Raw genomic sequence first — 21367 nt, 5'->3', positions numbered from 1 at the left:
GGACGGCGGCAAGCACGCATCCCGACGCGCTCGGCGAGCGGATGGAAAGGGACGCGCTCGGTGTGCGGCCGGAGTCGGACGGGCTCGGCGAGCGGCCGGAGGCGGATGCGCTCGGTGTGCGGCTCAAGGCGTACGAGGGGGCGCCGGCCGCCCTCGCCGGGGCGGGCAAGGACCCGGTGAACGCGCCGATGATCCGGCACTGGTGCGAGGCCATGGGCGACACCAGCCCGGCCTACTCGGGCCCCGACGCCATCGCCCCGCCCACCATGCTCCAGGCCTGGACGATGGGCGGTCTGTCCGGACACGAAGCCCGCACGGGCGCCTACGACGAACTGCTCGGCCTTCTCGACGCCTCGGGCTGTACGTCCGTCGTGGCCACCGACTGCGAGCAGGAGTATCTGCGCCCCCTGCGCCCGGGTGACCGGGTCGCGTTCGACTCGATGATCGAGTCGGTCTCCGACCGCAAGACGACGAAGCTGGGCACCGGATACTTCGTCACGACCCGCACGGACGTCCGGGTCGACGGCGACCTCGTCGGCACGCACCGCTTCCGCATCCTCAAGTACGCCCCGGCCCGCCGGAAAGCCCCGGCCCCGCGCCCCCGCCCGGTGGTCAACCGGGACAACGCCGGCTTCTGGCAGGGCGTCGCCGACCGAAGGCTCCTCGTCCAGCGCTGCACGGACTGCGGCACCCTGCGCCACCCCTGGCTGCCGGGCTGCAACGCCTGCGGCGGTCCGGACTGGGACACGGTCGAGGCGAGCGGCGCGGGCACGGTCCACTCGTACGTGGTGATGCACCACCCGCCCTTCCCCGCCTTCACGGAATCCGATCAGGGCACGGGCACGGCGGGTCCGTACGCGGTCGGTCTCGTCGAACTCGCCGAGGGCGTGCGGATGGTGAGCAATGTGGTCGGGGTGCCCTACGACAAGGTGCGCATCGGGCTGCCGGTCCGGGTGGAGTTCCGGACCTACGAGGACACGGAGGGTGCGCTGGTCCTGCCGGTCTTCCGGGTCGTCGAGGGCGAGGGCTGACATGGACTTCACACCCACCGAGGCCCAGACCGAGGCCCGTGACCTGGCCGCGCGGGTCTTCGGCGACCTCTCCACGCACGAGCGCCTGCGGGCGGCCGGCACCGGCAGCGATCCCGAACTGTGGAAGGTCCTGTGCGCGGCCGGCCTGGTCGGCGCGGTCACCGATCTCGGCCTGCTCGGCCTGGTGCTGCTCCTGGAGGAGCAGGGGCGCACCACGGCCCAGGTGCCCTATGCCGCGAGCTGTGTCTACGGCCTGCTGGCGCTCGCCGCCCACGGCACCCCCGAGCAGCGGGACCGACTGCTCCCGGCCCTGGCGGACGGCTCGACGGTGGTGACCGGGGCGTTCCCCGCGCAGGGTGCGGTCCGGGCCTCGGCGTCGGGTGAGCTGACCGGTGTCGTACCGGTCGTCCCGTGGCTGCGGGACGCCACCCACGTCCTGGTCGCCGACACCGAGCGCCGGTTGTGGCTGGCCCCGCTCGGCCGGGGCGCCGACGTCACCGCGGTCGAGCTGACGGCCCCCTGGTCCGCGGGCCGTCTCACCCTCGACGGGGCTCCGGCCGAGCCGCTCGGCGGCCAGGGTGCCCACGCCGATGTCCTCGCCAGCGCCCGTACGGCCTTCGCCGGGCTCCAGGCCGGTGTGTGCGCGGGCTCCCTGGCGCGGGCCGTGGCGCATGTCGGCGGCAGGGAGCAGTTCGGGCGGCCACTCGCCACCCGGCAGGCCGTCCAGCTCCGCGCGGCCGACGCGCACATGGACACCGAGGCGATACGGGTGACCGCCTACGAGGCCGCCTGGCGGCGGGACGCCGGGCTGCCGTACGCCACCCATGCGCTGACCGCCGCCTGGTGGGCGTCCGAGGCGGGGCAGCGGGTGGTGCACACCGGCCAGCATCTGCACGGAGGGGCGGGAGCCGACCTCGACCATCCGGTGCACCGGCACTTTCTGTGGGGTCGGCAGCTGGACGCCTATCTGGGCTGCGGGCCCGAACTGCTCGAAGAGCTGGGGGAGTTGATCGCGCATGGGGAGTGAGACATGACGGCGGCGCCGACGGGGCAGCCGACGGCGGGCACCGAGCTGCCGCCGTTGGAGATCCCGGTCACGCGGACCCTGATCGTGGCGGGGGCGATCGCGTCGCGGGACTACCAGGACGTGCACCACGACGCCGAGCTGGCCAGGCAGAAGGGCTCGCCCGACGTCTTCATGAACATCCTGACGACGAACGGCCTGGTCGGCAGGTACATCACGGACCACTTCGGCCCGACGGCGATGCTCCGCAAGGTCGCCATCAGGCTGGGGGTGCCCAACTATCCGGGGGACACGATGGTGTTGACGGGCAGGATCGAGGCGGTCGACGGCGACACCGCCACCGTGCGGGTCGTCGGCGCCAACGCCCTCGGCAGACATGTGACGGGCACGGTGACGGTCACGGTCCCGACGCAGGCGCCGCCGTCCGCCCCGGCCCCGGAGGGCCGCTCATGAGCGTGCGCACCCGTGACGCGCTGGGCGGGCGCGCCGCGATCGTCGGGATCGGGGCCACCGAGTTCTCCAAGGACTCCGGGCGCAGCGAGCTGCGGCTGGCCGTGGAGGCGGTGCGGGCCGCGCTGGACGACGCGGGGCTGGCGCCGGCGGACGTGGACGGGATGGTGACGTTCACGATGGACACCAACCCGGAGATCACCGTGGCCCAGGCCTGCGGGATGGGCGAGCTGTCCTTCTTCTCCCGGGTCCACTACGGCGGCGGCGCGGCCTGCGCGACGGTGCTGCAGGCGGCGCTCGCGGTGGCGACGGGCCTGGCGGAGGTGGTGGTCTGCTACCGCGCCTTCAACGAGCGGTCCGGCCGCAGGTTCGGCGCGGGCGTGCAGCACCGGGAGCCGTCGGCGGAGGGCGCGGCGCTCGGCTGGGTGCTGCCCTTCGGGCTGCTCACCCCGGCTTCCTGGGTGGCGATGGCGGCGCAGCGGTATCTGCACGCGTACGGGCTGACACCGGAGGCGTTCGGGCATGTCGCCGTGGTGGACCGCGGATACGCGGCGACGAACCCGGCGGCGTACTTCCACGGCCGTCCGATCACGCTCGCCGAGCATGCGGCGTCCCGCTGGATCGTGGAGCCGCTGCGGCTGCTGGACTGCTGTCAGGAGACCGACGGCGGACAGGCGATCGTCGTCACCTCCCTGGAGCGGGCGAGGGACCTGCGGCATCCGCCGGCCGTGATCGCGGCGGCCGCCCAGGGCGCTGGCCGGGCGCAGGAGCAGATGACCAGCTTCTACCGGGACGATCTGACCGGCCTGCCCGAGATGGGGGTGGTGGCCCGGCAGCTGTGGCGCACCGCCGGGCTCGGCCCGGCCGACATCGACGTGGGGATCCTGTACGACCACTTCACGCCGTTCGTGCTGATGCAGCTGGAGGAGTTCGGGTTCTGCGGGAAGGGGGAGGCGGCGGACTTCGTGGCCGAGGCGCGGCTGCCGCTCAACACGCACGGGGGCCAGCTGGGGGAGGCCTATCTGCACGGGATGAACGGCATGGCGGAGGCGGTGCGCCAGCTGCGGGGCACGGCGGTGAACCAGATAGCGGGAGCGGCCAGGACCCTGGTGACGGCCGGTACGGGGGTGCCGACCTCGGGGTTGATCCTGACGGCTGACGGCTGACGGCTGACGGCTGACGGCTGACGGCTGACGGCTGACGGCTGACGGCTGACGGCTGAGTGCTTGGGGAGGGGAGGGCTGATGCGGTCGCCCGGAGGCGGCCCGTAGGCCTTCGGTCTCAGGGGCGGAGCGGGGACGGGGCCAGGTCCGATCGGCCCGGTGTCAGGGTCGTACCCGCACACGGGGTGCACCCGCCGTCCACCTTCAGGAGGTGCAGCGAGCCCCACCCCTACAACCTGAGGGGGACTCCGCTTCGGGACCTGCGGGCGATCCGCGCGAGGGGGGTCCGCTCCTAGCGTGGAGCCATGACCACACCCGTCTGCACCAGCGCCTCGGCCGCTGCCGCACCAAGGCGGCAGACCCTCCCCCACTCGCGGCTCCGTCCGGCCGGGGAGGCTCCCACCTACCCGTCGTTCGCGTCGTACGTGCGGGCCCGCCAGCCGGTCCTGCTGCGCACCGCGCGCTCACTGACCGCGAATCTGAGCGATGCCGAGGACCTGCTGCAGACCGCGCTCGCCAAGACCTATGTGGCCTGGGAGCGGATCGAGGACCAGCGCGCGCTCGACGGCTATGTGCGCCGTGCACTGCTGAACACCCGTACCTCGCAGTGGCGCAAGCGCAGAGTGGACGAGTTCTCCTGCGAGGAGCTGCCCGAGCCGGAGCCCGTGCCCGGTGACGACGACCCGGCCGAGCGGCAGGCGCTGCACGACGCCATGTGGCGCGCGGTCGTCAAGCTTCCCGCGCGGCAGCGGGCGATGGTCGTCCTGCGGTACTACGAGGACCTCAGCGAGGCTCAGACCGCCGAGGTGCTCGGGGTGTCGGTGGGCACGGTGAAGTCGGCGGTGTCGCGTGCGCTCGGAAAGCTCCGGGAAGACCCTGAGCTGGGGCTCGTTCGCTAGCGCCCCGGTGTCCTCGACCGCCTCGTCCGCAACCGCCGGACGGGCATATTTGTCCTCCACCTAGTGACATACCGCGTGGTATGTGAGCAGAATCAGCGGAACCTCTACCACCGCGTAGGCAACGCCGCCCCGGGAGGACTCCGTGCTGAGCACCATGCAGGACGTACCGCTGACCGTCACCCGCATCCTCACGCACGGGACACTGGTGCACGGCCGGTCCCAGATCATCACCTGGACCGGGGAGCCCGAGCCGCAGCGGCGCAGTTTCGCCGAGGTGGGGACGCGCGCGGTGCGGCTGGCGAACGCCCTGCGGGACGAACTCGGCATCCGGGGCGACGACCGGGTGGCGACCCTGATGTGGAACAACGCCGAGCACGTCGAGGCCTACTTCGCGATCCCGGCCATGGGCGCGGTGCTGCACACGCTCAATCTGCGGCTGCCCGCCGAGCAGCTGGTGTGGATCGTCAACCACGCGGCCGACCGGGTGGTCGTCGTCAACGGCTCGCTGATCCCGCTGCTCGCACCGCTGCTGTCCAAGCTGCCGACGGTCGAGCACGTCGTGGTCTCCGGTCCCGGCGACCGTTCGCCGCTGCAGGGCACGCACGCCCGGATCCACGAGTACGAGGAACTGATCGCGGACCGGCCGACGACCTACGACTGGCCGGAGCTGGACGAGCGCCAGGCCGCCGCGATGTGCTACACCTCCGGCACCACGGGCGACCCCAAGGGCGTGGTGTACAGCCACCGTTCGATCTATCTGCACTCCATGCAGGTCAACATGACCCAGTCGATGGGTCTGACCGACCAGGACACCTCGCTCGTCGTGGTGCCCCAGTTCCATGTCAACGCCTGGGGCCTGCCGCACGCCACGTTCATGACCGGTGTGAACCTGCTGATGCCGGACCGCTTCCTGCAGCCGGCACCGCTCGCCGAGATGATCGAGCGCGAGAAGCCGACCCACGCCGCGGCCGTCCCGACCATCTGGCAGGGCCTGCTCGCCGAGCTGACCGCCCGCCCCCGGGACGTCTCCTCCCTCACCCAGGTCACCATCGGCGGCGCGGCCTGCCCGCCCTCCCTCATGGCGGCCTTCGACAAGCTCGGCATGCGGGTCTGCCACGCCTGGGGCATGACGGAGACCTCCCCGCTCGGCACGGTGGCCCGCCCGCCGGCCCACGCGGTCGGCACCGAGGAGGAGTTCGCCTACCGCCTCACCCAGGGCCGTTTCCCGGCCGGTGTCGAGGCCCGGCTCAGCGGCCCCGGCGGCGAACGCCTCCCCTGGGACGGCGAGTCGGCGGGCGAGCTGGAGGTGCGCGGCCCGTGGATCGCGGGCGCCTACTACAACGGCCCCGAGGGCGAACCGCTGCGCCCCGCCGACAAGTTCAGCGAGGACGGCTGGCTGAAGACCGGTGACGTCGGGATCATCTCCCCCGACGGGTTCCTCACGCTCACCGACCGCGCCAAGGACGTCATCAAGTCCGGCGGCGAGTGGATCTCCTCGGTGGAGCTGGAGAACGCGCTGATGTCCCACCCGGACATCGCCGAGGCCGCGGTGGTCGCCGTACCCGACGAGAAGTGGGGCGAGCGCCCGCTGGCCACGGTCGTCCTCCGGGACGGCGCCACCGCCGACTTCGCGACCCTGCGCGCCTTCCTCGCCGAGGAGGCCAAGATCGCCCGGTGGCAGCTGCCCGAGCGCTGGACGATCGTCGAGTCGGTGCCGAAGACGAGCGTGGGAAAGTTCGACAAGAAGAAGATTCGCGAAGAACATAGGCTGGGGCAGCTCGACGTGACCAAGCTCAGCTGACCTTGCTGAGCGGCGTGGCGCCCCTGGCACCCAGCCGGGGGCTCTCGCCGTTGCAACTGCTCTCACCCCGACGGAGCCCGTCCAGTGGCTCACTCAGGAGGCAGGCCGCCGCTGTGCCCCTCTCCCGGATAAGGCGAAAACGCGCATAGCCGCGAGTGCGCAAGGATGGCCGTGCATGGCCCTCGTACCGTCGCGCTCTACGGTTCAACGAGGGCCGCGCCTCTTCCGCACCAGCTCGCACCGGCAAGATCACTATCTACGAGTGTTCCGTGAGCAACTCCGCCAGGCGGTCCGCGAATGCGGTGAGCCAGTCCAATCGTGGTCCGCTGCGGGCAATACGGTATCCGTGGTGACGGCCCCAGAACGCAGCCTGGACGGCATGGAACTGGGCCCAACGCTGGACGCGTTCGCGATCGAGTTCCGCGGCCTCGGCAAAGACGTCCAGAGTGCGGTGGACGGCCTTGCGCAGGTCGTCCGCTTCGAGGAGCGCCAGCGCGCGCGACTTGAGCAGTGTGCCGCCGTCGTACGCGGGGTCTCCTACGTACCCCTTGGGGTCTACGGCCAGCCATGGCTCACGGTCGGCGCGCAGGATGTTTCGGGCGTGAAGGTCACCATGAATGAGCATGTCCGGCTGGACACGGCCCAGCTCGCGGACGGTCGCCACGGCGGCGTCCACCACATGACGCGACAGCGTGTGCGTCAGCTCCTCAGCATCCTTGCGTAGCTGCCTCTCCCAGGCGTCGGCCTGCTTCCGCAGCCGAGGCAGGCCAGGCGGCGCGGGAACGGCCAGTCGGCGATTGATCCGCCCTGCGACCGTCACCACTTCATCGCCGTCTGCGACCTCTGCCAGAGTCGACGTCTGGACCCGTTCGAGCAGCATCGCGAAACGCTCGTCGTCGCGCTCGCGCAGCAGAACAGCTCCACGCCCACCCCACGCTGCGAATGCGTCCGGCTCATGAACGTTGCCGGGATGCGGAAACGACACCTTCAGCACAGCGGGCCCCTCGCCCCGCCGTCGCACCGGGACGATGACCCCGACACCACCGTGCATAACCTCGCCGTCCGGCACACACCCCCAGCGCCCCAGCAGCTCGTCCACAATCCTCGGCAGTTCGGCAAGCCACGCTGCTCCGGGCTCTCCTTCACGCTCGACAGTGCCCCGCGCGAAGACCTCTGGTACGCCGATCATCCGGGCACCCTACGTGCCGGTCCAACGCCGCCACCAGGCCCGAGCCAGCCACTACCGCCGCCAGGTAGACCTCCCACCGTGAAGAGCAAGATCTACGGCTTTCGCCCCCGTACGTCGTTCGCCGTCATGGTCCACTCCGAGTGACCGAGTAACCCCCGTCGCGCAAGGGACAGCTGTGCTGTGGCACCTGTCGACTCCCCTGTGTGCCGGGGGTTTGCACCGTGTGGATCCCTCAGGCGGTCGTACCGGGACGACGAAACAAGACCCCCGGCCGAGAAGGCACGGGGGTACGTACTGGGTGCTGCTGCGCTCTACTCTCCGAGGTGGCGGTAGAGAGTCGCCCTGGACACGCCCAGGGCGTTAGCGATGGTGCTCACGATGATCTGGAAGAACAGACGCCCATCCGCGCTGGTCGTGTCTACGGCGCTAAGGGCGCCGGTAAGGACCCTGTGGCCGGCAAAGCCGCTCACGTCCCCAAGGTCTGGAAACTCAACCATCATGGTCACCTCGGTACCGCCGTCCCAAAACTGCGCCGTAGGTGCGTACTCCCTGCACGGGTCACTGGTCGGGGTAGTGGTATAGGTCTTCTTGAACCGTACCGGGGAAGCCCGGTGCTTCTGCCTTGGCTATAAGACTCCCGAAGGCTGACAAGCCGAGAGGGAGTATGTTCTGTCTCCCGACTCGAACTCTGCATGCCCGAACGTACCCGCGCGGGAGATCGCGTGCAGGAACAACAGCAGGTCGGTGCTTCCCTCGCCGTCGCCTTTCGCGGCCCTCCCGATGGCGCTCGTTTTCAACGGCACCTTTGACTTCGCCAGGAGGTCGGGATGCAAAGTGTCTCCGTCGAAAGCCCGCTGTGCTGTACCGCACCTAAGGTTCTCAGGCCGCCCAAACGACGTCCAGCAAATCTGGATTGAACTTGCGCGCGCCTCGGCCCGCAGGGTGCACGACAATGGCCTTTATATGCTTCATGACGACAGCGCGCTGACGCTCGATGGGCAGTCGCTCGAATTCCTCGGGCAGGTCGACCGTAGCAGCCGTAGTTTTCATTTGCTCAACCGTGTGGCGGTTCCGCTCGTATCCGAGTTCATCTCGTTCCTGCTCCAGTGGTTCCAGCATCGCAATAGCCGTGGCAGCGGAAATCCTCTTCCCGTTCATCGCGGAAATCAGTTCGCTGATCTCCTGTTCAACATCAGCCAAACGGGCCGCCCCCGGCCATTCGGCAGGCTCGGAAGCAGGCGCCTTCAGCCTGGCTTCAGCCTCATGGATCAGATTCACAATGTGCTGGTCTAGCGGTTCACCGGCGCGAGACACCTTTCCGCAACCACCGTCTTTCGTGGCCGGGCAGCGATACATGAAACGGCTTCCCTTGCTGCCTTCCTTCCAGGAAGAGCGCATGTTCGCAATCATGCGCGTACCGCACTCGGCGCAACGGAGGATTCCGCTGAGCAGATACTTATGGTTGTTGCTCAGGTTGTTCGCTTTGTACTGCGACTTGACGCCCTCGAGAACCGCCACAACGGCGTCAAGCGTCTCGGGGGTGCAGATCGGTTCCCATACCCCCAATACCGGCTTACCGTCCAGGCCGATATGCTTCTGACCCTTCACGGCCCGGAAGCCAGCCAAGCGCGGATTCGTGAGAATGCCCTTCAGGGCAACACGCGTGATCGGCTTGCCAGTGTTCCGCGAAGTGCGAATCCCCTTCTCCTGCCACTCGGCAGTGATCGTTGAGAGCCGAGTGCCGGCCAACAGTGCGTCATGCGCCTTCGTAATCAGCTCGGCCTGTTCCGGATCAACAGTCACCCGGTCAGCCTTCCAGCCGAACGGCGGGAAGCCACCGCCGTTCTTTCCAGCGTCCGCAAGCTCACGATGCTTGCGAGCCACGCGCCTACCCGTGTCGGCGCTGGCCTTGTTGGCGAACGCCACCATTACCCGCGCCATCGTCCGGCCGTCCGACGTCGACAGGTCAATGTCGTTCGTGACCGTGCAGAAGACCAGCTCCGGCCGATCCTCGAAAACGTCGATGAGCCGTTCAAGGTCGCGCGGCTGTCGAGCCAGCCGGTCAAGGTCGTAAGCGATCACGCCGTCCATGACTCCCGACTGGAGGTCTGTCAGAAGTCGCTCAAACTCGGGGCGAACTACGTTGCGCTTGAAGGCACTTACGTCGTTGTCGATGTAGTCGCGTGCTACCTCCCAGCCGGGCCGCACCCCGGCAACCTGTCGGTAGTCGCGACGCTGGCGCTCCACGCCCAGTTCTTCGCCATCCTTGTCGAGACTGATCCGGGCGTACCCCCCGAGCCGCACAACCACCGTGCCCCTCCCCACCCTGCCGGGCGTTGTACATGCGGGCAGGCTACGCAGCCTGACCTGCACTGATCGCAGAGCAGGAGGCTACCGCACAACTGAGGTGGAAAATGAAGGTTCTTGGAGAAGGTGCTGCGTCGGCAGTACGCGGACGGGCAGTTGGACGTCACCCGTCTGTGACCGCCGGCCGGTCCCCGCCCCGGCTTCCCGGCGGGGTCCGGTCACCGCCGGCTCCCCCCGCCGAGGGGCCGTGGGCCCGCTCACCGCCGCTCGGCCCGGCCCGCCGTGGCCGCCCAGCCCACCACCAGCCACGCTCCCGCGACCGCGCACACCCCGGTCCAGCCCCAGTGGCCGAAGGCGGGGCCCGCGGCGGCCGAGGCGAGGGCGCCGCCGGCGAAGCCGGAGACGACGTAGGCGGTGTTGGCGGTGGCCGGGGTGGAGGTCGTGGTCAGGGCCAGGGTCTGGTTGGCGACCTGCGAGGCGACCAACGCGGCGTGGAGGGCGATCGAGGCGGCGAACAGCGCCACGAGGACGTGTCCGCCGAGCCAGAACAGCGGCACGGCCACGGCTGTCAGCAGATAGGCCGCGCCCACGACCCGCGCGGCACCGAAACGGTCCACCAGGCCGCCGGCCGGCGGTGCCACCGCGCTGGAGGTCAGCCCGAAGAGGCCGAAGAGCCCGGCGGTCGCGGTCGACAGACCGTAGGAAGGACCGGTGAGCAGCAGCGCAAGGGACGTCCACAGCGCGCTCCAGGCACCGAACATGCCCGCCTGCCTGAGGCATGCCCGCCACAGTGCGGGCGAGCGGCGCAGCAGCCCCGGCAGCTCGGCGACGCCGGAGAACAGCCCGCCCTGCCGTGTCCGCCGCTCCGCGGGCAGGGCCAGGGCGGTGGCCAGGCCCAGGGCGAGGGTCAGTACGGCGGATCCGGCGTACACCCAGCGCCAGCCGAAGGCCTGTCCGGCCAGGCCGCCCACGACTCGGGCGGCCACGATGCCGGTGAACAGCCCGGCGACGACGGCCGCGACGTGCCGGGCGCGCCGGTCGGCCGGGGCCCGCTCGGCGACCAGCGGAACCAGCAGCTGCGGTATGACGGTCGCGGCGGCGGCGGTGAACACGGCGGCGGCGAGTGCGGCGGTGCCCGGGGCCAGGGCCGCGCCGACCAGCGCCGCCGCGGTGGCGACGGACAGTCCGGCGACGAGTGGGCGCCGGTTGACGCGGTCACCGAGCGGGGCGAAGAAGAGCAGGCCGGCCGCGTAGCCGAACTGGGCGGTCGAGGCGATCCAGGTCACGGCCGAGGCGGTCGTGCCGAAGTCGTGGGCGATCAGGGGGAGCAGCGCGGCCGCGAGGTAGACGTTGGCGGCGGTGACGCCGGCGCAGACGGCGATGAGCAGCAGGAACGGCCCGCCGGACGAGGTGGCCGGCGCGCGGTCGGGGGCTCGGAGCCGATGGGCCGGGCGGGTGCCGGCGGCTGACGAGACCGAGGTGGCTGACGGCATGAGCGGATCTACTCCTTGGAGCCGACTGTTACAACTAACTGGTTGGTTGGTAACTGTCGACAGACTGCACCATGCCCGCGAAATCCGTCAACCAAATAGTTGGTTACTTGTGCGGCACGCCCCTACCCTGTCCCCATGGCAGGAGTGAGGGACCCCGAGGCCACCAAGGCCCGTATCTTCGACGCGGCGGTCGCCGAGTTCGCCCGGCACGGGATAGCGGGCGCCCGCATCGACCGCATCGCCACCGAGGCCAAGGCCAACAAGCAGCTGATCTACGCCTACTTCGGCAACAAGGCGGAACTGTTCGCCCAGGTCCTCGGCAGGTGCATGGTCGACCTGGCCGCCGCCGTCCCCGTCGACCCCGACGACATCGACGGCTACGTCGACCGGCTGCTCGACTACCACGCCACCCACCCCGAGTTCCTCCGCCTGCTGGTCTGGGAGGGCATCGAGTACGGCAGCGCCGAGCTGCCCGACGAGCCGACCCGCCAGGAGGACTACGCCCGGAAGGTGGCCGCGCTCGCCGACGGCCAGGCCCGGGGCGTGATCACCGACGCGATGCCGCCCGGCGACCTGCTGCTCCTGCTCGCCGCCCTGACCAACTGGATGGCCGCGGTCCCGCAGATGCGGCGCATCGTCACCGGACCGCAGGACACCGACCGCGACCGCCTGCGGGCCTCCATCAAGGAAGCGGCCCGCAGACTGGTGGCCCGCTAGGGCCTGTCGTCAAATTCCCGCCTGCCGCGCGGCTTCACCGCGCGCAAAGCCCCCGAACCCGCACTCCCCTTCGGAAGCCGGCGCCCCTCAGTTCGTGCCGATCCCGGCCAGCAGGTCCACGATCCGGCTCTGCACCTCGGTGCTCGTGGAGCGCTCCGCGAGGAAGAGAACCGTCTCGCCCGAGGCCAGCCGGGGCAGGTCGGCCTGGTCGACGGCGGCGGTGTAGACGACGAGCGGGGTGCGGTTGAGCTGCCCGTTCGCGCGCAGCCAGTCGATGATCCCGGTGTAGCCGGCCTGCCGCCGCTGCACCTGCATCAGGTCCATCACCACGAGGTTCGGCCGGAACTGACCCGCCAGCGTCACCGCGTCGTTGTCGCTCGCGGCCCGTGCCACCTGCATCCCGCGCCGCTCCAGCGTCGAGGTCAGCGCCAGCGCGATCTCCGCGTGCTCCTCGATGAGCAGCACCCGCGGCGGATGCTGCTCACTGTCGCGCGGCGCCAGCGCCTTCAGCAGAACGGCGGGATCGGCGCCGTACGCCGCCTCGCGCGTCGCCTGCCCGAGCCCGGCCGTGACCAGCACCGGCACCTCGGCGGCGACGGCGGCCTGGCGCAGCGACTGCAGGGCCGTACGCGTGATGGGCCCGGTCAGCGGATCCACGAACAGCGCGGCCGGGAACGCCGCGATCTGCGCGTCGACCTCCTCACGGGAGTGCACGATCACCGGCCGGTAGCCGCGGTCGCTCAGCGCCTGCTGGGTCGTCGCGTCCGGCGCGGGCCACACCAGCAGCCGGCGCGGGTTGTCGAGCGGCTCCGGGGGCAGCTCGTCGTCGAGCGGCTGCGGCAGCGGCGCGTCCGCGACCTCCACGGCCCCGCCGGGACCGTCCAGCGGCTCCGGCCCCTCGGCGGCGTCGGCGTCCGGAGCGCCTATGGCGTACGACCGTCCGGCGCCCTCGGTGCCCGGGGCGAGCCGGGACTGCCCGGCGAGCGACGGCTGCGCGGGTGCGGGAGCCGGCTGTGCCGGGCCCGGCTGTGCGGGAACCGCGCCTTCGGCCGGCGGATGCGGCCGACCCGCCTGCTCGGGCAGCGACTCCTGACGCTTGGCCGGGTCCGGAGGCGTACCGAGCTTGCGCCGTCGGCCGGAACCGCCCGGCGCGTGCGGCGGCGGGGTCGCCGTCGGCTGCTGCACCTGTGCGGCCTGCCGCGAGAACGGCACACCCTGCCCGAGCGTGCGGACGCTGATCGCCCGCCCCTGCGTCGAGTTCGGGTCGACCGCGGCCCCCTCGGAGGGCAGCGGCTGCGCGGCCCGCGGCGGTTGGAGACCGGCGCGCTCCGCGGGCAGCGGCGTGCCGGAGGCGGGTGTCCCGGCCTGCGGCGGTACGGGTACGGGGGTGCCCGCGCCGGACGTGTCGTCGGCGCCGGGCCACTGCTGCGGCACGCCGGGCGCGGACACCGGTGCGGCGCCCGCCTCAGCGGGCAGCGGCTGGGTGTTCGGGGTCCCGCCGGGCGGGGTCGCGGCCTGCGCGGCGGCGGGCTGCTGGGCCGCGACCGCCTGTCCGGGAGCCACCGGCACGGCGTGGCCGGGGGTGCCCTGCGCGGGCACGGCGGGGTGCGCCGCGGCCGACTGCTCACCGGGCGCGGGGGCACCGGGCGCGGGGGCACCGGGCCGGATGCCGGGCGCCGGCTGCGCGGCCACCGGGGCCTGGACCGGGGCGGCGGGCTGCCCCGCGGTCGGCGCCGGAGGGGCCTGGACGGGGATGCCCTGCCCGGCCGTACCCTGCGCCGGAACGCCGTGAACCGGCGTGCCCCGACCGGGAGTCGGCGTCCCCGCCGGGTGCGGCCCGGCCTGCCCGGGAGCGACCGGAAGCGCCGGAGAGGGAGCGCCCTGCGCGCCCTGCGCCGGAGCGGGCTGTGCGGGCGCGGGCTGTGCGGGAGTGAGTTGTCCGCCCGCGGCCTGCGCCGGAGGCGTCGGGGCCGGCTGGGCCACGGCCCTGCGGCGCCGGCCGGTCGGCGCGCTGGTCGGATGCGGCTGCGGCGGGGTGTGGTCGGCGCTCTGGTCGAGCGGTACGGCGTCGTGCCGCCCGTCATCCCCCGGTGCCGCCTCGACGGACACCGGCAGCTGAGCGGGCACCGGCAGTTGAGCGGGCACCGGCACCGGCACCGGTCCGGCGTCCGGCCCCGAAATCCGCGGCTGCCCCTCGATGGCGGCCCCCGCCGCCCCACCGGCTCCCGGCAGGACCCCACCGGCCCCCGGAACCCCGACGCCTCCGACGCCCGTCGCCGAGTCCGCGGACCGCGGTGAGCGGTCGGCCTCGGCCGGCGGGAGGGCGAAGACCGTACGCCCGCCGCCCGCCTCCTGGGCCGCGGCGCGCTCCGCCGCCGCGGCCAGCGCACGCCGGCGCCGCCCGGTCGGCTGTCCGCCCTCGGCCGGAACGACCTCGGCACCCGAAGCGGCCGGCCCACCCGGATCACCGCCCGCCGCGGGCAGAGCCGGCGGCAGGGCGGCCTGCGGCGCGCCGGAATCGGGCCGGGCACCCCGGTCCGCGGGCACGGGCACGCCCCGCGGCGGTACGGCGGAACCGAGTCCCGTACCGGAGGCGGCGGCGCCCGCGGCATGCTCGGCCGCGGTCACCACGGCGCCCTCGCTCACTCCGTCGCCGTCACCGGCGTTGCCCTCGGCGGACCGGCCACGGCGTCGCCCCGTACCGCCGGACGCGGCCTCCGTGCTCTCGACCGGGACCGGGGCGGCCTCCTCGGTGGGCGCGCCCGCGCGCCTGCGCCGCCGTCCGGTCGGTACGGGCGCCTCCGTCTCACCGGCCTGGCCCGCCTCCGGCGCCTCGCTCTCCAGGAAGGCGTCCGTGGAGGCCCGCCGGGCCCGCCGCCGTCCGCCACCGGCGGCCTGCTCGGCGGCTCCGGCCTCGTCCGCGGGGCCCTCACCGGCAGGGGAGACCTGCCCAGTCGCTTCCCGCGCCGGGGGGAGCGCCGCGGGCGCCTGCCCGCCGACCGCCGCGCCGACCGTCCCGGCGCCACCGCCGAGCGGCACTTCCAGCACATACGCGCTGCCGCTCATGCCCGGCACCTCGTGCGTCTGCAGCACTCCGCCGTGGGCCCGCACGATCCCGCGCACGATGGGCTCGTGCACCGCGTCTCCCCCGGCGTACGGCCCGCGCACCTCGATCCGCGCGACCTCACCGCGCTGCGCGGCCGCGACCACGACGGTGTTGTCCAGGTAACCGCCCGCGGAGACGGGCGAGTTGCCGGTCGCGTCGACACCGGCCACGTCCGCCACCAGGTGCGCGAGCGCGGTGGCGAGCCGCTGCGGGTCGACCTCTGCCTCGATGGGCGGGGCGTGCACCGCGAACTGCACACGGCCGGGGCCGATCAGCTCCACCGCGCCCTCCACACCGGCCGCGACGACCGCGTCCAGCATCACCTTCGTACGCGCGATGTCCTCGACACCCGCGTCCAGCCGCTGGTACCCGAGGACGTTGTCGACGAGGGTGGTGATGCGCGAGTACCCGGCCGACAGGTGATGGAGCACCTGGTTGGCCTCGGGCCACAGCTGCCCGGCGTCGTCGGCGGCCAGGGCGGCCAGCTCGCGCCGCAGCTCGTCGAGGGGCCCGCGCAGCGACGTCCCGAGCAGGGTCAGCAACTGCTCGTGCCGACCCGCCAGCGCCTCGTACCGGTCCTTCTCCCGCTCGGCGAGCGCGGCGTACCGCTCCTCGCCGGCCGCCAGCTGCTCCGTGTGCGTGTCGCGCAGCTCCGCCAGCTCGGCGACGTGCCGCTGGCGCAGCGCGGTCAGGTCGGAGGCGTGCTCCTCGGAGAGCCGCTCGACCTCCTCCGTGTGCGTCTTCTCCTGCTCGGCCTTCTCCTCGGCCAGAGCCTCGTAGGGCCTGCGGTCGGTGAAGGTCATCACGGCACCGACGAGCTGTTCCCCGTCGCGCACCGGCGCGGTGGTGAGGTCGACGGAGACCTTCGCGTCGCCCTTGGACCACAGCACCTGCCCGCGCACCCGGTGCTTGCGCCCGGAGCGCAGGGTGTCGGCCAGCGGTGACTCCTCGTACGGGAAGGGGGTGCCGTCGACACGTGAGTGCAGCACGAGGGCGTGCAGCTCCTTGCCGCCCAGCTCGCCGGCCCGGTAGCCCAGTATCTGCGCGGCGGCCGGGTTGACCAGCACGATCCGCCCGTCGGTGTCGGTGCCGACGACACCTTCGGCCGCGGCCCGCAGGATCATCTCGGTCTGCCGCTGCGAGCGCGCCAGCTCCGCCTCGGTGTCGACGGTCCCGGACAGGTCCCGTACGACGATCATCAGTAGCTCGTCGCCGGTGTAGCCGTAACCGTCGTACGCCTGCTGACCGTTCTCGAGATTCGCGCTCGTGACCTCGACCGGGAACTCGCTCCCGTCGGTGCGCCGGGCGATCATCCGCGTCGGCTTGGTCCGCCCGTGCGGATCCATGTGATCGGGCCGGCGCATCGACCCGGGGATGAGCCGCGAGTCGAACTCGGGCAGCAGATCGAGCAGCCCGCGCCCGACGAGCGCCGTGCCCGGCGCCTCGAAGGCCTCCAGCGCGATGGTGTTCGCGTTGACGACGGTTCCGTTGGCGTTGACCAGGACCAACGCGTCCGGTAGAGCGTCGAGTATGGCTGCGAGGCGAGCAGCGCCTCGGGATGGCCTGCTGCTCACGAGACGCCTTCCTCCCTGTTACCGCACCTTGCCGACCGCTCGGGCCATCTTGCCAACCGGCCCGCGACGTGTCACGCGAGGGAGTCTAAGCGCACGGGTTGCGCTCGCGACGCCGGATGAGAGGGAGGTCCCACGACGAAGTGACACCGAACCCGTGACCGCACGCCGACGACGCCCCCCACTTCCCCGCCACCCTCGCCCCCACCACCACTCCCATCACTGCCTCCACCACTGCCCCCACCTCCGCTCCCGGCTCCCCTCGGCTCTCCCTGGGCTCCCCTTTGGCTCCCCTTGGGCTCCCTCTCGGCTCCGCGAGACCTTCGCGGGACCTTTACGGGACCGGTGATCTCCCCCGGCGCCCCCTGTGGGCCGGCCCGGGGGAGGCTCTGCGATCCCTACGTCGCCACGCTCAGCTTCGGCAGCAGCGGCACCATCCGGTCCCACCGCCCGATCTCGCATCCGTTGCTGCGGTCGTAGCCGGCGTCGACCGGGCGCCCGGCCCAGGTGCCGGTCACATGGGCGGTGGCCGGTCCGCCGTAGAGCATGGTGCAGTCGGCGCCGGGCGCCACCGGCGCGAACAGGTCCCGCCCCCACCGGGTGTCTTCGTCCAGCACCCGGCAGGCCTCCGCCGCGTCCGGGTGATTCCCGGAAGCCGGATGGCAGAACAGCTGGTACGCCCCGTCCCGCTCGGCCCCGGCGTGCCGGACGACCACGGTGAGGTGATCACCGGCCCGGTCCTCGGGCCGCACGGGCGGCGGTACGACGGGCGCGGCGACGGCCGGTACGGCGAAGAGGGCGGCCGGTGCGGCGGAGAGGGCGAGAAGACCCGAGAAGACGGCGAGAACCGGCACGCGACCGGCTCGTGCCGGACCCCGCGGAGTCCGGCCCTGCTGAAGACGGAAGACCATGCCTTCCCAACGCCCCCGGCCGCCGGACGTTGCGTCCGCGCCTCGCCGGACGGAAGCCCTTTGCCCTGTGACCCGGGTGCCTAGTACCGTGGGGGTCGATTGGTGACGGGCCGCTCGGCTGTGTCATCATCTGCACGCACCGTTCGCGCGCTCGCGTGAGTGGTTGTGGTGGAGGCGTCGCCTAGTCCGGTCTATGGCGCCGCACTGCTAATGCGGTTTGGGACGCAAATCCCATCGAGGGTTCAAATCCCTCCGCCTCCGCACAGATCCCGAAGCCCCGGTCCTCAGGACCGGGGCTTCGGCGTTCCCGACCCCTCGCTGCCCACTCACCCCTCCAGAGGTGTTTCCGCAGGTCACAAGGGGTGCGCCAATCGGATTTCACATGTCGGCGGCAGTCATGTAATGTTCTTCCTGTCGCCGGGACGGGCCGAAAGGGCCGAAACGGAAGACAAGAACAAAAGAACAAGCACTCGTAGCTTAACGGATAGAGCATCTGACTACGGATCAGAAGGTTGCAGGTTCGAATCCTGCCGAGTGCACAAGAGTTCAGAGGCCCTGTGGAGTGATCCACAGGGCCTCTGGCTTTTGCCTTGACGGCTGGTCCGTCAGTCGGAGATGCGGGCGTACTGGTAGCGGGTCGGACCGTTCTCGTCGCCGGAGTGCTGCCGGCCGACCATGACCTCGTAGTCGCCCGCCTTGGAGTAGCTGTTGCTTTCCCTCTGCTCCGGGCTCCAGCGGTACGCGCTCAGTTCGACCGTCCGCCCCCATGCGCTCAGTGAGGCGGTCGCGTACCTCGTCTGGCCGTTCTCGTCGCCGGAGTGCTGTCGGCCGACCAGGACCTCGTTGGGCGGGGCCGCGAAGAAGGAGTTGCTCTCCCTCTGGGGAGCGCTCCAGTTCGGCGCGCTCACCTTGACCTGTTGTCCGTCGATGAGGATGAGGCCGCAGTAGTACGTGGTGTTTCCGTTCTCATCGCCGTAGTGCGACCGGCCGAGCAGGACCTGGTTGGTCGGGCAGGCGACGGGGGTTCCCGAGGATTCCTTCACCGTCTGGGTGTAGCCGTCGATGATGATGATCTCCGACGCCGCGGCGGCGTGCGCTTCAGTGGCTGACGTCGTGGCAAGCCCCCCGGACAGAAGAGCGGCGCTCGCAAGGGCCATGGCCCGCCTGGCGGTGCGCGAGAAGTGGCTCACGAGTGTCCTTTCGCTTGTTGAGCGGGGCGGCGGCTTCGTCCCCGCAGTCGCGAGCGTCCTCCCCCTCACCTGTTCCTTTGACACAGAGTGCCTGATCGGTGACGAGAAGTAGCTGGCGCGGCCGAGGACGTGCCCTTGTCGACGCCGGAAGGGCGTGCCGGCTCCGTGACCTCGACGAACGCCGCACTGAAACCATCGGGCGCGGCTGTTGTGGAGGTCCAGGCCGCCGCGAAAGACACCCGCTGGAGCGTATGGGAAGCACGGTGCAGGGTCGCTCCGGGGTGCACGCTCGGCGCGTTTCCATTGCGGGTGCGTCGACTGGGCACCCGTCATGTGTGTGTCCAGTGACCTGTGCCAACCTCGGCCAGGCTTCTTACGCCGTCACGGCAGCGGGCCGGACGATGAGGGCGGTACTCCTCAGCACTCCTCGTCCGGGTCGTTCCGGTTCAGTTTCTCCAGGTACTCGTGGGCCAGGTCCGTGGCCCGGGTGAACCAGTCCGTGATGATCGCCAGTTCCTCGGGGGAGTAGTCCGAGAACAGGGCCGTCAGGCGTTTGTAGTGGCCCACGTACACCGCCTCGACGCGGGTGACCGCGGACGGTACGGCGGCCACGCGGACCCGGCGGCGGTCCGTCGGGTCGGGGCGGCGGCTGACGTAGCCGGCGCGTTCGAGGCGGTTGAGGATGCCGGTCACCGCGCCGGTGGTGACGTGGGCGCGGGCGGCGAGGTCGCCGGCGGTCAACAGGTCCTCGCCGGCCTCCAGGACGAAGCCGAAGCAGGTCAGGTCGGTGACGTTCAGGCCCAGCCGCCGGGCCAGCTCCTGCTGTCCGATCACATGGGCGGCGATGAGGTGATCCATCGCCGACAGCGCCTGGGCCGGGGTGGCGGCGGGCGGTCGCGGCGTGCCGTGCATCTTTCGGAATCCCTTAGGTCGTGAGATATTCGAGGCGTTAACTTCTTAGTTCGTGAGGGAATCTCGACCTCGGAGGTGGCTGTATGAGTCTGTACGACGAGGGTCACACGATCGCCGGCTGGACCGGCTTCGGCATCGCGACGGCGGGAGGCGCCGTGGTGGGGCTGGGGGTGTGCGAGGCCTCGCTTCGGGTGGCCGTCGGCGGGCTGGCCGTCGTGGCCGTGAGCGTCCTGGTGACCTGGGTGCTGCATCTGGCCGGCTGGGGCAAGCCGCCGGGTGTGCGGCCGCACGACCAGTGGGGCATGCGGGTCCGGGACGCGCGGGCGCGCGAGGGGCATGCCAAGTGCGTGAGCTGCCGGCTGGCGGGGCGGGGGCGCCCGGCCGCCGTGGTGGTGGCGGGAGCCGAGGGGCCGGTGCCTCTGTCGACCGTCGACTGAAGGCGCTGTCGCCGCAGGGCAGTTGGCGATCGCACGAGCGGGCCGGCGGGCCGAGCAGTGCGGTGGGCGGGAGCCCGCGGTGGCGGAGGGTGCCGGTGTACCGCTCTCGTCGGCCCTGTGCCGCCTCGTCGTCCGGTACCCGTTGTCGGACCCGCCTTCTACTCTGACCAGTGATGGCACGTGGATGGAAGTGTTCGGGACTGCGCTGGTCGTCCGACGGGCCCGCGCTGGTGTGGGACGGCGGGCGGCGCAGTGCGCTGCCCTGGGGGAAGCGGGTCGGCTTCGCGGTGCCGGAGGGGGGTGTGCGGACGTGTGTGGGGGCGCGCGGGTACGCCTGCCCCACCCGTGTCGCCGTACCGGGGCGGAGCACGGGGGCCCGGTGCGAGGAGTGCGCGCGGCTGGACCGGGCGCACTCGGTGGCCGCCGACACGATCGCCGACGACCCGCGGCCGTACCGGGTGTATCTGGCGTGGTTCGGGCCCGGCATGGTCAAGGTCGGCATCACCGCTCTCGAGCGGGGCGATGCCCGGCTGCTGGAGCAGGGCGCCGTCTGTTTCAGCCCGCTCGGCACCGGTCCGCTGATGGCCGCCCGGCGCACCGAGGAGCTGCTGCGGGCCGCGCTGCGGGTGCCGGACCGGATCCCGTACGCCGAGAAGCGGGCGGTGCGGTCGGCGCTGCCGGGGAGCGGGGCGGAGCGGGCGGCCGAGGTGCGGGAGCTGCACGCGCGGGCCGTCGCGCTCGCCGGTTGGCCGGAGTCGCTGCGCCCTGAGCCCTGTGAAGTGACCGACCACATGGGGGTTTTCGGGCTCGCCGGGGCACCGGCCGCGCTCGGTGAGGTCGTGGAGCTGGTTCCGGGCGGTGGCCTCGGCGGGGAGTTGGTCTCGGCCGCCGGACCCGATCTTCATCTGGCGGTCGCCGGGCGCGGGGTCGTCGTGCTCGACACGCGGCTGATGACCGGTTGGGAACTGGTCCCGCCCGCCTCGGCGAGCGATGGACTCACGTTTGCGCTGCGGGAGTTCGCACAGAGGCCCGAGGGCCTGTTCTGAGACTCCCGAGGCCCGGGAGCGCGAAGGGAGTTCCTCCCAGGAGCTGCCTGAGAGTCACCTGTGTGTTTCTCAGGGAAATCACAGACGGTGGAAAGCCTCCTCTCAGAGGGCGGCGACAGG

At 71.8% G+C, this 21367-nt stretch carries 16 protein-coding genes and 2 tRNA genes; 11 read left to right on the top strand and 7 right to left on the bottom strand.

Features of this window, described 5'->3' with window-relative positions; genetic code table 11:
• Positions 1-41 precede the first annotated feature (41 nt).
• The 6 genes from AQI95_RS00580 (at position 42) to AQI95_RS00555 (ending at position 6368) form a co-directional block, all read left to right on the top strand.
• The gene (locus AQI95_RS00580) at positions 42-1031 is read left to right on the top strand and encodes a bifunctional MaoC family dehydratase N-terminal/OB-fold nucleic acid binding domain-containing protein (protein ID WP_079071010.1); all 990 of its coding nucleotides are present in this window, start codon (positions 42-44) and stop codon (positions 1029-1031) included.
• 1 nt (position 1032) lies between these two features.
• Positions 1033-2058 (top strand): acyl-CoA dehydrogenase family protein, encoded by a 1026-nt coding sequence (locus AQI95_RS00575; RefSeq protein WP_067115459.1) that lies wholly within the window; start codon positions 1033-1035, stop codon positions 2056-2058.
• Between the two features lie 3 nt (positions 2059-2061).
• Entirely contained in the window at positions 2062-2508 is a 447-nt protein-coding gene (locus tag AQI95_RS00570; protein WP_067115456.1) for a MaoC family dehydratase, read from the top strand.
• A complete protein-coding gene (locus AQI95_RS00565) occupies positions 2505-3671 on the top strand; it encodes a lipid-transfer protein (RefSeq protein WP_067115453.1) in 1167 nt (388 codons plus the stop codon). The genes AQI95_RS00570 and AQI95_RS00565 overlap by 4 nt, the downstream gene beginning before the upstream one ends.
• Positions 3672-3973: 302 nt before the next feature.
• Positions 3974-4567, top strand: a complete 594-nt coding sequence (locus AQI95_RS00560) for a SigE family RNA polymerase sigma factor (RefSeq protein WP_067115449.1) — start codon at positions 3974-3976, stop codon at positions 4565-4567.
• 142 nt (positions 4568-4709) lie between these two features.
• Positions 4710-6368, top strand: coding sequence for a long-chain fatty acid--CoA ligase (locus AQI95_RS00555; RefSeq protein WP_067115446.1), 1659 nt, complete (start codon positions 4710-4712; stop codon positions 6366-6368).
• A gap of 256 nt (positions 6369-6624) precedes the next feature.
• On the opposite strand, the gene AQI95_RS00550 is transcribed toward AQI95_RS00555, so the two are convergent.
• From AQI95_RS00550 to AQI95_RS00535, 3 genes are all read right to left on the bottom strand, one after another.
• Complete coding sequence (locus AQI95_RS00550) at positions 6625-7557, bottom strand: aminoglycoside phosphotransferase family protein (protein ID WP_067115444.1); 933 nt, start codon at positions 7555-7557, stop codon at positions 6625-6627.
• Positions 7558-8436: 879 nt separating this feature from the next.
• Positions 8437-9867 (bottom strand): recombinase family protein, encoded by a 1431-nt coding sequence (locus AQI95_RS00540; protein WP_067115437.1) that lies wholly within the window; start codon positions 9865-9867, stop codon positions 8437-8439.
• Positions 9868-10121: 254 nt separating this feature from the next.
• On the bottom strand, positions 10122-11357 hold the full coding sequence (locus AQI95_RS00535; protein ID WP_067115434.1) for an MFS transporter: 1236 nt from the start codon (positions 11355-11357) through the stop codon (positions 10122-10124).
• Positions 11358-11492: 135 nt separating this feature from the next.
• Between AQI95_RS00535 and AQI95_RS00530 the strand changes: the two genes are divergently transcribed.
• Complete coding sequence (locus AQI95_RS00530; protein ID WP_167361916.1) at positions 11493-12074, top strand: TetR/AcrR family transcriptional regulator; 582 nt, start codon at positions 11493-11495, stop codon at positions 12072-12074.
• 87 nt (positions 12075-12161) lie between these two features.
• Here AQI95_RS00530 and AQI95_RS00525 read toward each other — a convergent pair whose 3' ends face one another.
• The gene (locus tag AQI95_RS00525) at positions 12162-16754 is read right to left on the bottom strand and encodes a hybrid sensor histidine kinase/response regulator (protein WP_079070966.1); all 4593 of its coding nucleotides are present in this window, start codon (positions 16752-16754) and stop codon (positions 12162-12164) included.
• 395 nt (positions 16755-17149) lie between these two features.
• Positions 17150-17605 carry an SSI family serine proteinase inhibitor gene (locus AQI95_RS00520; protein WP_244188582.1) on the bottom strand — a complete coding sequence of 152 codons (456 nt, stop codon included), beginning with the start codon at positions 17603-17605 and terminating at the stop codon, positions 17150-17152.
• Between the two features lie 227 nt (positions 17606-17832).
• Here AQI95_RS00520 and AQI95_RS00515 point away from each other — a divergent pair.
• Both AQI95_RS00515 and AQI95_RS00510 read left to right on the top strand, forming a co-directional pair.
• Positions 17833-17923 (top strand) — tRNA-Ser (locus AQI95_RS00515).
• A gap of 205 nt (positions 17924-18128) precedes the next feature.
• A tRNA-Arg gene (locus AQI95_RS00510) sits at positions 18129-18201 on the top strand.
• Positions 18202-18267: 66 nt separating this feature from the next.
• Here the strand turns inward: AQI95_RS00510 and AQI95_RS00505 are convergent.
• Together AQI95_RS00505 and AQI95_RS00500 are read right to left on the bottom strand one after the other, a co-directional pair.
• Positions 18268-18852, bottom strand: a complete 585-nt coding sequence (locus AQI95_RS00505; protein WP_244188581.1) for a hypothetical protein — start codon at positions 18850-18852, stop codon at positions 18268-18270.
• A 417-nt stretch (positions 18853-19269) separates the two neighbouring features.
• On the bottom strand, positions 19270-19764 hold the full coding sequence (locus AQI95_RS00500; protein ID WP_067115416.1) for a MarR family winged helix-turn-helix transcriptional regulator: 495 nt from the start codon (positions 19762-19764) through the stop codon (positions 19270-19272).
• A gap of 83 nt (positions 19765-19847) precedes the next feature.
• Between AQI95_RS00500 and AQI95_RS00495 the strand changes: the two genes are divergently transcribed.
• Together AQI95_RS00495 and AQI95_RS00490 are read left to right on the top strand one after the other, a co-directional pair.
• Positions 19848-20201, top strand: coding sequence for an HGxxPAAW family protein (locus tag AQI95_RS00495; protein ID WP_067115413.1), 354 nt, complete (start codon positions 19848-19850; stop codon positions 20199-20201).
• A gap of 173 nt (positions 20202-20374) precedes the next feature.
• On the top strand, positions 20375-21247 hold the full coding sequence (locus tag AQI95_RS00490) for a DUF2797 domain-containing protein (protein ID WP_079070965.1): 873 nt from the start codon (positions 20375-20377) through the stop codon (positions 21245-21247).
• Positions 21248-21367 lie beyond the last annotated feature (120 nt).

Origin of the sequence: Streptomyces yokosukanensis, assembly GCF_001514035.1 — a bacterium.
In the GTDB taxonomy this organism is placed as follows: Bacteria; Actinomycetota; Actinomycetes; order Streptomycetales; family Streptomycetaceae; genus Streptomyces; species Streptomyces yokosukanensis.
Note: the sequence above shows the minus strand (reverse complement) of the source record. Positions and strands in the feature narration are given on the sequence as shown.